Annotated in this window: 14 protein-coding genes; 5 read left to right on the top strand and 9 right to left on the bottom strand. The window is 65.5% G+C overall.

The genetic code is table 11. The features are described 5' to 3' along the window. Positions 1-121 precede the first annotated feature (121 nt). Positions 122-1,741 carry an alkaline phosphatase gene (locus tag CH251_RS06950; protein WP_094612472.1) on the top strand — a complete coding sequence of 540 codons (1,620 nt, stop codon included), beginning with the start codon at positions 122-124 and terminating at the stop codon, positions 1,739-1,741. A gap of 9 nt (positions 1,742-1,750) precedes the next feature. Here the strand turns inward: CH251_RS06950 and CH251_RS06945 are convergent, their stop codons facing one another. Together CH251_RS06945 and CH251_RS06940 are read right to left on the bottom strand one after the other, a co-directional pair. Further along, positions 1,751-2,092, bottom strand: coding sequence for a hypothetical protein (locus CH251_RS06945; RefSeq protein ID WP_094612471.1), 342 nt, complete (start codon positions 2,090-2,092; stop codon positions 1,751-1,753). A 45-nt stretch (positions 2,093-2,137) separates the two neighbouring features. After that, entirely contained in the window at positions 2,138-3,778 is a 1,641-nt protein-coding gene (locus CH251_RS06940; RefSeq protein ID WP_094612470.1) for a GMC oxidoreductase, read from the bottom strand. 132 nt (positions 3,779-3,910) lie between these two features. On the opposite strand from CH251_RS06940, the gene CH251_RS06935 reads away from it, so the two are divergent. Next, positions 3,911-4,846, top strand: a complete 936-nt coding sequence (locus CH251_RS06935; protein WP_094612469.1) for an endonuclease/exonuclease/phosphatase family protein — start codon at positions 3,911-3,913, stop codon at positions 4,844-4,846. Positions 4,847-4,856: 10 nt separating this feature from the next. On the opposite strand, the gene CH251_RS06930 is transcribed toward CH251_RS06935, so the two are convergent. Then, positions 4,857-5,231 carry a VOC family protein gene (locus CH251_RS06930; RefSeq protein ID WP_094612468.1) on the bottom strand — a complete coding sequence of 125 codons (375 nt, stop codon included), beginning with the start codon at positions 5,229-5,231 and terminating at the stop codon, positions 4,857-4,859. A gap of 63 nt (positions 5,232-5,294) precedes the next feature. On the opposite strand from CH251_RS06930, the gene CH251_RS06925 reads away from it, so the two are divergent. Continuing rightward, complete coding sequence (locus tag CH251_RS06925; RefSeq protein WP_094612467.1) at positions 5,295-6,287, top strand: MsnO8 family LLM class oxidoreductase; 993 nt, start codon at positions 5,295-5,297, stop codon at positions 6,285-6,287. Here the strand turns inward: CH251_RS06925 and CH251_RS06920 are convergent. Beyond that, positions 6,263-7,180: a LysR substrate-binding domain-containing protein gene (locus CH251_RS06920; RefSeq protein ID WP_094612466.1), complete on the bottom strand. Its 918-nt coding sequence runs from the start codon at positions 7,178-7,180 to the stop codon at positions 6,263-6,265. The two genes, CH251_RS06925 and CH251_RS06920, sit on opposite strands and share 25 nt — an antisense overlap. A gap of 130 nt (positions 7,181-7,310) precedes the next feature. Here CH251_RS06920 and CH251_RS06915 point away from each other — a divergent pair, with 130 nt between their 5' ends. Next, positions 7,311-8,633, top strand: coding sequence for an NAD(P)/FAD-dependent oxidoreductase (locus CH251_RS06915; protein WP_094612563.1), 1,323 nt, complete (start codon positions 7,311-7,313; stop codon positions 8,631-8,633). Between the two features lie 10 nt (positions 8,634-8,643). Here CH251_RS06915 and CH251_RS06910 read toward each other — a convergent pair whose 3' ends face one another. The 3 genes from CH251_RS06910 to CH251_RS06900 are packed head-to-tail and all read right to left on the bottom strand — an operon-like array spanning position 8,644 to position 11,179. Then, positions 8,644-9,294, bottom strand: coding sequence for a response regulator transcription factor (locus CH251_RS06910; protein WP_094612465.1), 651 nt, complete (start codon positions 9,292-9,294; stop codon positions 8,644-8,646). Then, positions 9,291-10,589, bottom strand: coding sequence for a sensor histidine kinase (locus tag CH251_RS06905; protein ID WP_094612464.1), 1,299 nt, complete (start codon positions 10,587-10,589; stop codon positions 9,291-9,293). The genes CH251_RS06910 and CH251_RS06905 overlap by 4 nt, the downstream gene beginning before the upstream one ends. Beyond that, the gene (locus CH251_RS06900; protein ID WP_094612463.1) at positions 10,589-11,179 is read right to left on the bottom strand and encodes a hypothetical protein; all 591 of its coding nucleotides are present in this window, start codon (positions 11,177-11,179) and stop codon (positions 10,589-10,591) included. The genes CH251_RS06905 and CH251_RS06900 overlap by 1 nt, the downstream gene beginning before the upstream one ends. 162 nt (positions 11,180-11,341) lie before the next feature. Between CH251_RS06900 and CH251_RS06895 the strand changes: the two genes are divergently transcribed. After that, the gene (locus CH251_RS06895; RefSeq protein ID WP_027498199.1) at positions 11,342-11,542 is read left to right on the top strand and encodes a membrane protein; all 201 of its coding nucleotides are present in this window, start codon (positions 11,342-11,344) and stop codon (positions 11,540-11,542) included. A gap of 17 nt (positions 11,543-11,559) precedes the next feature. On the opposite strand, the gene CH251_RS06890 is transcribed toward CH251_RS06895, so the two are convergent. Together CH251_RS06890 and CH251_RS06885 are read right to left on the bottom strand one after the other, a co-directional pair. Next, the gene (locus tag CH251_RS06890; protein ID WP_094612562.1) at positions 11,560-12,084 is read right to left on the bottom strand and encodes a histidine phosphatase family protein; all 525 of its coding nucleotides are present in this window, start codon (positions 12,082-12,084) and stop codon (positions 11,560-11,562) included. Then, entirely contained in the window at positions 12,071-12,613 is a 543-nt protein-coding gene (locus CH251_RS06885; protein WP_032393981.1) for a GtrA family protein, read from the bottom strand. The genes CH251_RS06890 and CH251_RS06885 overlap by 14 nt, the downstream gene beginning before the upstream one ends. Positions 12,614-12,627 lie beyond the last annotated feature (14 nt).

Here is a 12,627-nt window from a genome sequence, read left to right as displayed (position 1 = left end):
GCGCTCGAGTGTGGTCGGCATCGCGGACGAGTTCGGTCCTGAATCGAATGAAAACTTCGTGTTCACTTCCCCGTTCGATCGATGACGGGCACAGTTCGCCCGGGCGCGAGAACCTCGAAGGATGGTGAGACGGGGTAACGAGATACGGATCGGGCAGGACATCTCTCTGCGGGCGGGGGCCACGCGTCGACAGTTCCTGACGTGGGGTGCATTGGTGGGGGCGCTGGCGTTCACCCCCGAACTCGCGGGAACCACGGCGACGGCAGGTGCGCAGTCCGTGGTGACCCCGGACTACCCGTTCCGTCTCGGCGTGGCATCTGGCGACCCACTGCCCGATTCGGTGGTGCTCTGGACCAGACTCGCCACCGATCCCTTCGCACCACTGGGTGGAATGACTCCCGGCGTGGTGCCGGTGCGGTGGCAGATCTCGGCGGACGAGCGATTCGCGAGCGTCACCCGCGAAGGTATCGAGCTTGCCACCGAGTTCGACGGCTGGTCGATTCACGTCGACGTCCGAGGGCTCGAGCCGGCTCGCGAGTACTTCTATCGCTTCCTCGTCGGACGGCATGCCAGTCCGGTGGGCCGCACCAAAACGGCACCGGCACTGGGCCAGCCGTTGAGTAAGCTCGATTTCGCCTGGGCGTCGTGCCAGAAGTGGGAGGACGGCTTCTTCGGCGCGTACCAGGACTTGGCGGCGTCGAATCTCGATGTGGTGTTCTTCCTGGGCGACTACATCTACGAGTACGCGATCAAGGACGAAGGTGCGAGGCAGGGCGAGCCGCGCACCGAATCGGCTGCCCGAGAAACCATGGTGCTGGGCGACTATCGCGACCGCTATGCCTTGTACAAGGCGGACGAGAATCTCGCTGCGGCACATGCGTCGGCCCCGTTCGTCTCGACGTTCGACGATCACGAAGTGGACAACAACTGGGCCTCGCAGATCAGTCAGGACGACGACGATCCGCGAGAGTTCCTGTTGCGCAGAGCCGATGCGTTCAAGGCGTGGTGGGAGAACACTCCGGTTCGGGCGGATCTGAAGCCCGTCGGACCGGACATGACGGTCTACCGCCGGTTCTCGTTCGGCGATCTGGTGGACTTCTCGGTGCTGGACACGCGGCAGTACCGCAGCGATCAGGCGCACGGCGACGGCGAGCATGCGCAGGACGCCGAGACGGCCGATCCGTCGCGCACGATCACCGGTGCGGCGCAGGAGAAGTGGATACTCGACGGTTTCGCGTCACCGTCGAGGTGGAACTTCCTGGCGCACCAGACGGTCATCTCGGACCTGGCCCGTGGCCTCGGCAGCGATCGCAAGGTCGGGATGGATCCGTGGAGCGGATACGAGGCGTCTCGGCACCGAATTCTGGACGGGGCCAGGGATCGTGGCACGAAGAACGTCGCGTCGATCGTCGGAGACATTCATCGCACGATCGTCTCCGAACTACGCCGCGACTACCAGGATCAGGCGTCGCCGATCCAAGGTGTGGAGATCGCGACCACCTCGATCGCGTCGGGCAAGGACGGTGCCGATGTGGACTCCGCCGGTGCGGCTATCGCCGAAGCTTCTCCGCACGTCAAGTACGGCAATGCTCGGCGCGGCTATCTCCGTAGCACGCTGACGAACACCGAATGGCGTTCGGAGGTGAGGGTTCTCGATGCGGTGTCGACGCCCGGCAAGGCGGTGCGAACCGCTGCGACCGTCACCGTCCCCGAGGGCCGCCCCGAGATTCAGCTGGGCTGACGACGACGGTCACTGACCAATTGCGAACATCGGCATCGCCAGACCCAGCAGCATCACGGTGAACAGGAACCACGCCGCGCCCTGCCAGATCGGCCACGTGCCACCCGCGCGGTAGGACTTGTATCCCAACGTCAGAGCTCCGATACCGCCGAGGAAGCACACCGCGGGCACCGACGCGGCCAACACGGGGTTCGTGCGGTCGACGACAAGGAACACCGCGGTCAGTGCCGCAGCCGCCGCCACCACTGCCGCGCAGTATCCCGCAGCTTTGCGAAGGGCACCGGGGTCGTTCCAGCGCTTTTCGACGTCGCGGTCGGCGATGGTGCGTTCGGTCGGATCGTTGGCGGGCATACCTGTGGGCTACCCGTTCGGCGCGGGTCTACCCACTTCGGGAGGTCAGCGACCGTCGGCGATGATCTGCGCGACGTTGCGTTCGGCGAGTGCTGTGATGGTCAGCGACGGGTTCGCGGCTCCGGTGCTGCCGGGGATCAACGCACCGTCGACGACGTAGAGCCCGGGGTGGCCCTTCACCCGGCCGTAGCCGTCGGTGACGTCGCCCAGAACCGCGCCGCCGAGGGGGTGGGCGGTGAAGGTGTCGTCGACGTCGCGGGTGAACGGCTCGGCCGCGACGATGGTGCCGCCGGCCTGGGCCATCCGATTCTGTACCGCGCGCAGGGCCTCGACGGTGTCCCGGCTGCCACCCTTCGGCCAATTCAGCGTCAATCGGTCTGTGGCGGAATCGAATCCGAAGTTTCCGCGCAGTGGGTCGATGGTCATGCCCAGTGAGCCGATGAATCCGAGGTTCATGGGAACGCCTGGCACGTACCAGTTCTCGACGGTCAGTGGCAATCCGGAGTCGTCGACGATGCGTGACGCGCAGGGCGCACCCTGCGGTCCGGCGGACATCGGCCCGAGCGACCGCGTCATCGACGCGTCGCCGTTGGTGCCCCAGCCGGTGCCGACGAATTCGTTGAGGTTCGTCAGTGCTCCGGTGGTGCGAGCGCGCATCAGCAGTTCGGTGGTGCCGATGGACCCGGCTCCGAGGACGAGGGTGTCGCAGGTGAGCGTGCGGGTCTCGACGATGTTGCCGAACGGGTCGAGGCGTTCGATCTCGACGCGGTAGCGACCGCCGGATTCGGCACCGATCGCCGCGACGCGGTGGCTGTGACAGACCGTCGCGCGGCCGGTGGCCTCGGCCTGGGGGATGTAGTTCTGTGTCAGGTCGTGCTTGGCACCGTTGGAGTTGCCGAAGGTGCTGGCACCGACGGTCGCGGACGGCCTGGAGCGTCCGCCGATCTCGTCGCGCACGACGTTCCAGTTCCAGTTGCCGTCCACTGCCTGTGGGGTGAACCCTGCTCGCCGGGCGTGGTCGTCCCAGGTGCGCGAGTGTGCGAAGTTCGGGCTGTTGTAGACGTCCTCGGGCATCGGCGACGGCCGGAGCATCGAGCGGGCCTTCGGGTACCAGGTGGCGGCCATCTCGTCGTAGTTCAGTCGTCCGCCGAAGGACGCGTCGAAGAACTTCTTGTCGGGGGCGATGGTGACGCCGGTGTAGACGATCGAGCCGCCTCCGACGGCGGCACCGCGCCAGACCGAGAGGTTTTCGTAGCGGGTGGTGTCGAGTACGCCGCCGAACAGGTCGACCGGTCCGACGGGCATTCCGGTGATGTTGGTGAACGAGGTCTGTTGCCACAGTCCGCGTCCGTCTGCGGTCATGTCGGCGGTGAAGATCTCGCGCCACGGGTCACGTGGCCAGCGCAGTCCACGTTCGAGGACGGTGACCTGGGTACCGGCCTGCGCCATGCGAAGGGCGGCGGCGCTGGCACCGAATCCGGAGCCGATGACGAGGACGGGAGAGTGGTCCGGTGGGCGCGGGGGATCGGCGAACAGCTCGGGGACCAGTGATCGGATTCGTTCGGCACCGATGGGGAGCGCGCCTGCTGTGGCAGAACCCGGTGCCCCGGCGGAGCCCAGGACCGGAGCGGCAGCAGCGCCGAGCATTCCGGCAGCGGCCAAACGCAGCAGTTGCCTACGATTCACGGAAAACTTCCCCCTCGTACGTGCGGACAGCGCTCTCGATTGTGTCGTGTTTGCTGCGAGAAAGCGAACACTTCGGTCGGATATAGGGACGGCTCCCAGCTCGGCCTCAGGTTTGCCTGTCACACTCCGCTCATGGTTTCGGCATCGGTGGCTCTGTTACTGCTCTTCGCAGCAGTACTGGGCATCGCAGCGCACCTTCTCGATGCCCGGGGGCAGGCGATGCTCGTCTTCGGTGCTTTGGCACATGTCCTCATGCTTGCCGCGGTGCCGGGCACCGCGCTCGCGGCCGTGGCGTTCGGTTGGTGGGGGCTGGCGGCGGGCGCGGTTGTATCGATGGGTGCCGCCGCCACGCAGATTCCTCTGTACAGGCACCGCTCCCGGACGACGGCCCGGGCGCCGAGTCTGACGGTGCTGCACGCCAACATCTGGTTGGGTCAGGCCGATCCCGACGCGCTGGTCGCGCTGGTCGAGCAGCACCGACCCGACGTGCTCACTCTCGTCGAACTGACGCCGGAGGCCGATGCCCGACTTCGCCCGATCCTGTCCGGCTCGTTGCCGCACGCGCACGTCAGCGCTGCTCCTGGCGGCGAAGGCACCGGAATCTACAGCCGCTTCCCGCTCGTCGATCAGCAGCGCCACGACGGTTTCGTGACAGAGCTGCTCTCTGCGCGGGTGGAGATGCCGGGCCGGCCGCTGGTGTTCGCGGTCCATCCGGTGCCGCCGTGGCCGCGGGAGCCGTCCGAGTGGGTTCGTGAGCTGGGGCTGTTGCGCCAGCTGTTGGCCAAGATCCCCGTCGACGACGGTCCCGTGGTGGTCGCGGGCGACTTCAATGCCACGCAGGACCATCGTCGGTACCGAGATCTGCAGGACGGCCGGTTCGTCGATGCGGCGGTGGCTACCGGGGCGGGCATGCTCAGGACGTACCCGGCGCATACCTGGTACCCGCCGGTGATCGCCATCGACCATGTTCTGGTGGCAGACCTGGCCGTTCGCTCGGTCGAAGCCGTGACGATTCCCGGTTCCGATCACCGCGGCATCCTGGCCCGGCTGGTCCCGGGCCAGTCCTAGATCCGGCGAGTCAGGACTGCGCGGGCAACTGCTGCACCGACCACTTGTTGCCGTCGGGGTCGGCGAAGTACACGAACGTGCCCCAGCCCTCGTCCTTGGGCGGATCGATGGTCAGGCCGGCCGCCGTGAGGTGCTCGTAGGCGTCCTGGACGTTGTCGACGACCATCAGGATCCCGGCTCCCTTGCCCGGCTCGGCGTCGGTGATGCCCTCCCCGATCGCGATGGAGCACGCCGAGCCCGGGGGAGTGAGCTGGACGTACCGGATGCCGTCCCAGGGGCGGGCATCGTGGTCGGCGTTGAAACCGATCGAAACGTAGAAGTCCTTGGCGCGGTCCACGTCGGTGACGGCCAGGGTGACGAGTTCGAGCTTCATGGTGAGGTTCATGAAGCAATAGTGACGGCCATTGCGGACAACTTCGGTCCGCGTCGAACGAACAGTTCGAGAAATATGCCCGACGCCTCGTCGGTTGAATTATCTGTGCTCTTCTCACTTCTCGACAGATCCCGCACTCGATCCGGAATGGACGACGCCTCGGCGCTGCGCCATACCGTCGAACGAGCGGTACATGCCGAGAAGATCGGGCTGCACCGGTTCTGGGTGGCCGAGCATCACGGCGTTCCAGGGATCGCGTCGGGCGCGCCTGCGGTTCTCGCGGCGGCGGTGGCGTCGCGCACCTCGCGCATTCGCGTCGGATCCGGCGGGGTGATGCTGCCCAACCATCAGCCGCTGGTCGTGGCCGAGCAATTCCTGATGTTGGAGTCCCTCTTTCCCAGCCGGATCGATCTGGGTGTCGGCCGCTCCCTCGGTTTCACCGAACCGGTTCGGGCGGCATTGCGCAGTGAGCACGCCGACACGTTCGAGGCCGACATCGCCGAATTGCGTTCGTATCTGGACGGTTCCGGTCCGGTGACGGCCCGGCCGGCGGTGTCGTGTCCGCCGGTGTTCGTCCTCGCGACCGGAGCCGGTCTCGAGGTGGCCGCCCGCGCAGGTCTTCCGGTCGTTGTCGGTGGACCGGTTCTCCAACACGATGATCCATTGGCGCTGTATCGCAGGCACTTTCGACCGTCGTCGGCGAATCCTGAACCGTACGTGATCGTCTCGCTCGACGTGACGATCGCGGCTGACGCCGCCGATGCCCGCAGGCTCGCCGTCCCGGAGGCATGGGCGATGGCCAGGTCCAGGCGCGAGGGCGAGTTCCCGGCTCTCGAATCGGCGTCGGCGATCGATGAAACGCAGTGGACGCCGCAGACGCGGAACCGAATCGAGGCGTCGTTGGCGTCGAGCATCCTGGGCACGGCGGGGCAGGTCCGTCCGCGGCTCGAGGCGGTGGTCGAGCGCACCGGCGCGAACGAGATCATGGCCTCGACGTCGACGTACGATCGCGCCGAACTGTTCGACGCCGATGCCGCGTTCGCTCAGCTCGCAGGAGTGGCGGGCTGAACAGGTGCCGTGGGTTTGACAGGTGCAGTGGCCGCCAGGGCCGCCACGAGGTCGCGCTGAATGTCGGTGGCGGGCACGGTCGCGTCGACCACTGCCGATACCGGTAGCCGCAGCCTGCGGTCGGCCTCGGTGCGGAAGACCAGGCCGGTCTTGGGGGTGCTGTCGGCGGTGCTGGCGTACAGGATGGACCAGCATTGCGGGTTCTTGAGGAGTTCGGCGCTGGCGGTGTGATCGGACGCCACGGGTGGGCCGAAGCTCAGCGGCAGTCCGCTGCGCTTCATCTCGCGCTCGATCACCCGGTGCAGCAGGATCTGCTCGCTCCGCTTGGGAAGCAGCAGGGGGTAGCCGGCGAGCTGACTCAGGCTCGGGTTGTTCTCGCCCGCCAGCGGATGGCCCTCGGGGAGGACGACGACGAGGTCCTCGGTCCACAGCTCGGTCACGTGCAGACCGGAGCGTTCGACGCTGCCGCGGATCAGCGCCACCTGGCAGTCGCCGGACGTCACTGCTTCGATCTGTTCTGCGAATCGTTTCAGGACGAAGTCGATCTCGGCGTCGGGATGGCGCTCGCGGACCGCGACGATGGCGGAGATGGCGTTGGCTGCGAACGTCATGTTTCCGGTCAGACGCAGTTGGTTCCGCCTCCGGGTCGTCAGTGCCAGGGCGGACTGCTCGAGCTCCACCATGTGCCGGGCGATGGAGACCAATTGTGCTCCGACAACGGTCAATCGGACGGTCCGTGAGGTCCGCTCGAACAATGGCTCACCGATTTCTCGTTCCAGCTTGGAGATCTGCAGGCTGATCGCCGATTGCGAGACGTAGCAGCGTTCGGCAGCGCGAGAGAAGTTCAGTTCCTCCCCGACCGCGAGGAAGTACTTCAGCTGCCGCAGTTCCATGCCGCCATTCAACCATGAGCTCAGCTCATAGATGCTATTTCAACTTCCGCGTTGATAGAGCATCGCGGGCGGAGTTTCATGGAGGTAGTTCTTCGTAGAGGAAATGACTCGAGCCGAAAAGGAAAGTGCTGTGCAAACGTACGACGTCGTCATCGTGGGATCGGGATTCGGAGCATTGGCCGCCGCCAAGTCTCTGGGCAAGGCCGGTGTGACGTTCTCGCTGATCTCCAGCACCACCGAACACCTCTTTCAGCCGCTGCTCTACCAGGCCGCCACCGGAATGCTCTCGACGGGCGAGATCGCCCCGCCGATCAGGCGCATCCTCGCGCAGTACGATTCGGCCGACGTGCGTCTCGGACGTGTCGTCGACGTCGATCCCGAAGCTCACCAGGTCACCTACATCGGTGCCGGGCAGAGCCACACCATCGGCTTCGGTCGTCTCATCGTCGCCACGGGAGCCACGCAGGCGTACTTCGGCCGCGACGAGTTCAAGGACCGCACGTTCGCGCTCAAGACCGTCGACGACGCGATCGCTCTGCGTGAGCAGATTCTGAGCTGCTACGAAACCGCGCATCTGACAACCGATCCGGCTGCTCGCAAGGAATTGCTGAGCTTTGTCGTCGTCGGTGCAGGCGCGACGGGTGTCGAGCTGGCAGGCCAGATCAGGGATCTCGCGCACCGCTACTTCGCCGGCTCGTTCCCGGACATCGAACCCGACGACGTCACGGTGACCCTCGTCGACGGAGTCAAGGAAGTACTGCCCGCGTTCGGCGGCAAGCTCAGCGCGTACGCCCGCACGAAGCTCGAGAAGTCGGGCGTCGACGTCGTCACCGGGGCCATGGTCACCGATATCGCCGACGACGTCGTGACCGTGCAGGACGTGGACACCGAGACCTCACGGACCTTTGCCGCCAAGACGGTCATCTGGTCGGCGGGCGTGCAGGCCAGCGAACTGGCCGCCACGATCGCCGAGCGCACCGGTTGCGAGACCGACCGTGCCGGAAGGCTTCTCGTACACGACGACCTGACGGTCGGTTCGGCGGAGGACATCTACGCGATCGGCGACGTGACGTCGTTGAACAAGCTCCCCGGTCAGTCGCCGGTGGCGATGCAGCAGGGCAGGCACGTTGCGAAGATGATCATCGGGAAGGTCGACGCGGGAACGCCGTTCGAATACACCGACAAGGGCAGCATGTCGATCGTCGGTCGATTCAGCGCTGTGGCGCGGCTGTTCGGCAAGGTCGACATGTCGGGCCCGATCGCCTGGCTCATGTGGCTGGCCGTGCACCTGATGTACCTGGTCGGCTTCCGGAACCGCTACGTTGCGGTGGTGTCGTGGATGACCTCGTACATCGGCGACAAGCGACCGCACTTCCAGTACACCGACCACTCCGCTTCACTGGTGGAGGACACCAGCGAGACTGCTGACGAAGACGAGCGCAGAGCGGCCTAGCTGTGAAGACCTACGTCGCGATGCCGTTGCGGTAGGCCCAGATCACCACGTGCACTCGGGTGTTGACGTCGAGTTTGCGGCAGATGTTGCCGACGTGAGTTTTGACGGTGCTCTGTTCGAGTTGCAGTGAACGCGCGATCTCGTTGTTGCCCAGGCCCTGCGCCAACAGTTGCACCACTTCCATTTCACGCAGACTCAGGTCGTGTTGCGGTGCAACGGGAGTGGCTCGACTCGGACTGCCCCGGCGAGCGAACTCTGTCATCAAGCGCGGAGTCAGTTCGGGGGAGAGGACCGATCCGCCGCCGGCGACGGTGACCACCGCGTCGGCGAGTTCGTCGGGATCGGTGTCCTTGAGCAGGAAGCCGGACGCTCCACTGTCGAGAGCCGCGAACACGTACTCGTCGAGGTCGAACGTGGTGACGACGATGACGCGAACGCTGTCGAACTGCGCCAGTATCTCGCGCGTTGCGGTCAGTCCGTCGCCGTTCGGCATCCTGATGTCCATCAGTACGACGTCCGGTTGCAATGCCGACACCTGATGCACGGCATGCTTTCCCGAGCTCGCATGCCCGACGACCTCGATGTCGGGATGGCCGGCCAGGAACAGCTCGAATCCCTGCCGAACGACCGGTTGATCGTCCGCGATGAGTACGGTGATCACGCAGGCACCTCCAGTGGCCGGGAGATAGTCCCGCCGATGGGCAGTCGAGCGCGTACGGTCCACGTCGTGCGGTCGTCGGACGATCCGGCATCGAGGGTGCCGCCGAGTAATGCGGCCCGCTCACGCATTCCAGGGATGCCGAATCCCTGCCCCGAGGACTCGCGCAGCTCGGAGCTGTCCGGCATGAGCGTGTTGGTGACGGTCACTTCGATGGCCGAGGATCGATCCGATACCTCGACGCGCACAGCGCAGTTCGGCGCATGACGTCGGGCATTGGACAACGACTCCTGAACGATGCGGTAGCACGTCAGTTGCACGGCGCTGTCGGTGTCGTCGCTGTCTGCCACAATGCTCATCTCGATGCGCCCGAACGACATTCGTGACTGCTCGATCAGTTCGGGAAGGTCGGCGATCATCGGCTGAGGAGCGCTGTTGTTCATCTCGCTGGGGCGCAGGATTCCGACGATCTGGCGCATGCTGTCGAGGGTGCGTTGTCCGTGTCCGATTGCGCCGGTGAGTAGTTCGCGTGCGTGCTCGGGGTTGCTCGTGATGAGTGTCTTCGATGCCTTGGCTTGGATGAGCATGCCGGTCAGGTGGTGGGCTGCGACGTCGTGCAGTTCGCGTGCCATGGCTCTTCGTTCGTTGTCCAGGGCAGCGTTCAGCCGTTGCCGGTGTTCGAGTTCGGCTCGGCCCAGGGCGGCCTCGCTCTCGAGTTCCTGCGCGCGGTTTCGTGCGATGTACTTGCCCAGTGCGATGAGCACCGTGTAGTTGATGGCGAGGTTCGCGATCTGCTCGGCGACCACGCCGATCGTGCCACCGGGGCCGGCCGCGGCATCCGGGTAGGACAGGCGGGTGTCGACGCTGACAGCGATTTCGAGAATCAGCCCGACGGCGATGGGGGCGAACAGGCGTGGCCCGGTCACCCGAATTGCCAAGGCGGCGATGGCGAACCAGTACAGCGGGGTGAACCCGAGAGTCCGGTCCGGCAAAACCAGAATCAGTGCGACGCTGATCGCCACCACCGACAGGTATGCCGTGACGGGGAAGGATCGGCGCACGCACGTCACCGCGGTCATCGCCAGCAGGGCAACGACACTCACCGCGATCAGGGGTGGGCTGCTGACGAGTTCGTCTCCGGTGTCACCGACCATGCCCGTGGAGAGCTGGAATCCGGCGTAGACGAGCGTGGCCAGGAGCATCTCGATCGGCAATACCACGGGATTGCGCGGGCGCCAGGACGGGCGAAACGTGCGCATTGCGCGGTGAAAGCCCAGTACCCGGGAACCACCCAGCATCAGAGTCGACTCCGTTCTCCTGCCGCATCTTTCGAGCTCGAGCTCTTCGTACCCGCAGTTTTGGAACCCAGCACCCACAGCGGTCCGGTGACGAACCAGAAGAACGTGATGATGCCGAGCGGCTGGATCACGGTCTTCAGCGCTGCTGCCTGCTCCGAGTCTGCCACGGTGTGGGCCAATGCGTAGGTGATCACCAGCGCGATGGCGGCGGCGATCAGCCACTTCACGAATCCCCGGATCTCGTTGCGGTAGGCCTGCGGACCGGTCTTCGGGGGCTTGACCGGTGCGGGTCCACCGGCGAATCGGTGCGCAAAGCGCACATCGAGCCAGGCCACCGTCGAGTGCGCGAACACGACGGTCCAGCCGAGGTAGATGCCGGCGAGGCGATGCGCGAATTCGACGTCGCCGCCCCGGTGCAGATCGAGCGCCACGGCCGCGATCAGAACGATGTCGAGGACCGGGAGAAGGGCGAGCGTGATCGTGCTGGCCCGTCTCATGCGTGCCAGGTAGCGCAAGCACAGGCCACCGATCACCAGAACCCAGAAGCCGACCTCGCAGATCGCGATGGTGAGCAGAATCGGATTGTTCATGGACCAGATCTCACCGCAGCCGATGCGTGCGCGGTACCCCCGCGGAGGCGTCGTACCTGGTGGTTCGGCCGAAGGTACGACGCTGCGCTCCACCGAAAGTCGTAGTCGGGCGCGCTATTGTGGAAGTACGCAAACAGGACAAGCAGGCAACAGGAGTCCGTCATGGCAGGCAAGAAGATCGACAGAGTGCATGCACAGTCCGCGCTGGAGACGGTTCGCGAGAATCCCGGCATCGCGTTGATCGCCGCCGCGCCCGCGTTGGTGGTGCTGGCGGTGGTGTGGTGGCTGCTCGGGTTCCCCGCCGCGTTGATTCTGCTGATCGCCGCGGGCGGTGCCGGCTACCTCTACCTCAGGAACCGCTGACTACCGACCAGCACTGATCACTGCTCGGCGCGCGGGATGCAGAACTCTGTGATGGTTGCCGAGCCTGCGGCCAGCTCTGCCCAGGACGCCTCGGTGGTCAGCACTGCGATTGCCGAGGTGGGGAAGCGGTGTCGCACCTCTCGGGCCAGGTCGGTGTCGTCGTCCGCGGCCAGTTCGAGTGCGGTCCACGGGATTCCGGGCTCATGCCCGACGACCAGCAAGGTGGATACCGTGACGTCGTCGAAGTAGGTGTCGGCCAACCGAACTTCGTCGATGATCTCGTCGGCGGATCCGCCGTAGATGTCTCGCTCGAATCGAGTGGGTAAGTCGCCTAGACCGGTGGCGACCAGGGTTTCTCGAGTGCGCAGAGCCGTCGAGCACAGCACTGCGTCGACCTTGCCGACGTGCTCGGTGATCCAGGCTCCGGCCAGTGCGGCCTCGCGTCGGCCGCGGGCGGCGAGGGGCCGTTCGTGATCCGGTACTCCGTCGGGGTAGCCGGATTTGCCGTGCCGCATCAGCACAAGGGTCCTAGTGGTCGCCATGCCGTCCACCGTAAACGGTCAGGGCGGCGGGATCGGGGAGAACGTCCACCTGCTCCGGGAAGACGAACTTGCGCATCGCCCACCATCGGAATGCGGTTGCCAGCAACGTGCCGATGATGGATCCGCTGACGAAGTCGGCGATGTTCTCGGTGAGGAAGGACACGTTCGGTGACCGCAGATCCAGCATGTAACTCGACACCCACAGCGGTAGCTGGTTGATTGCCAGGCCGGTTCCTGCGACGGCGAAGAACAGCGCTGCTTCGTGGTGACGACGTCGTCCGCCACGCGCTGTGAACGACCATTCCCGGTTGAGGATGTAGGACACGATCGTCGCGATCAGCACGGCCAGAACGTTCGCTGTCACCGGCTTGTCCTGCAGGATCGTCCACTTCAGGCCGAAGAACAGTACGACGGTGACGACGAAGGTGATCGCTCCGACGATGAGGAACTTGAGGGCCTCGGCGTGCTTGACGAGGGGCTCGAGCCATCGCTGGGGAACGTGGTCGGTGAGGCGGTCGGACACATGCATCCCATCGACGTTAC

The organism is Rhodococcus sp. 06-462-5 (genome assembly GCF_002258315.1).
Classification (GTDB): Bacteria; Actinomycetota; Actinomycetes; order Mycobacteriales; family Mycobacteriaceae; genus Rhodococcoides.
The sequence above is the reverse complement of the archived record's forward strand: the minus strand, read 5'-3'. Positions and strand labels throughout refer to the sequence as shown.

Coding starts and splice junctions, on each gene's coding strand:
- CH251_RS06925 (WP_094612467.1), top strand. CDS start 5,295: ATGCCCGACGCCTCGTCGGTTGAATTATCTGTGCTCTTCTCACTTCTC.
- CH251_RS06895 (WP_027498199.1), top strand. CDS start 11,342: ATGGCAGGCAAGAAGATCGACAGAGTGCATGCACAGTCCGCGCTGGAG.
- CH251_RS06920 (WP_094612466.1), bottom strand. CDS start 7,180: ATGGAACTGCGGCAGCTGAAGTACTTCCTCGCGGTCGGGGAGGAACTG.
- CH251_RS06945 (WP_094612471.1), bottom strand. CDS start 2,092: ATGCCCGCCAACGATCCGACCGAACGCACCATCGCCGACCGCGACGTC.
- CH251_RS06890 (WP_094612562.1), bottom strand. CDS start 12,084: ATGGCGACCACTAGGACCCTTGTGCTGATGCGGCACGGCAAATCCGGC.
- CH251_RS06885 (WP_032393981.1), bottom strand. CDS start 12,613: ATGCATGTGTCCGACCGCCTCACCGACCACGTTCCCCAGCGATGGCTC.
- CH251_RS06930 (WP_094612468.1), bottom strand. CDS start 5,231: ATGAACCTCACCATGAAGCTCGAACTCGTCACCCTGGCCGTCACCGAC.
- CH251_RS06950 (WP_094612472.1), top strand. CDS start 122: ATGGTGAGACGGGGTAACGAGATACGGATCGGGCAGGACATCTCTCTG.
- CH251_RS06935 (WP_094612469.1), top strand. CDS start 3,911: ATGGTTTCGGCATCGGTGGCTCTGTTACTGCTCTTCGCAGCAGTACTG.
- CH251_RS06900 (WP_094612463.1), bottom strand. CDS start 11,179: ATGAACAATCCGATTCTGCTCACCATCGCGATCTGCGAGGTCGGCTTC.
- CH251_RS06905 (WP_094612464.1), bottom strand. CDS start 10,589: ATGCTGGGTGGTTCCCGGGTACTGGGCTTTCACCGCGCAATGCGCACG.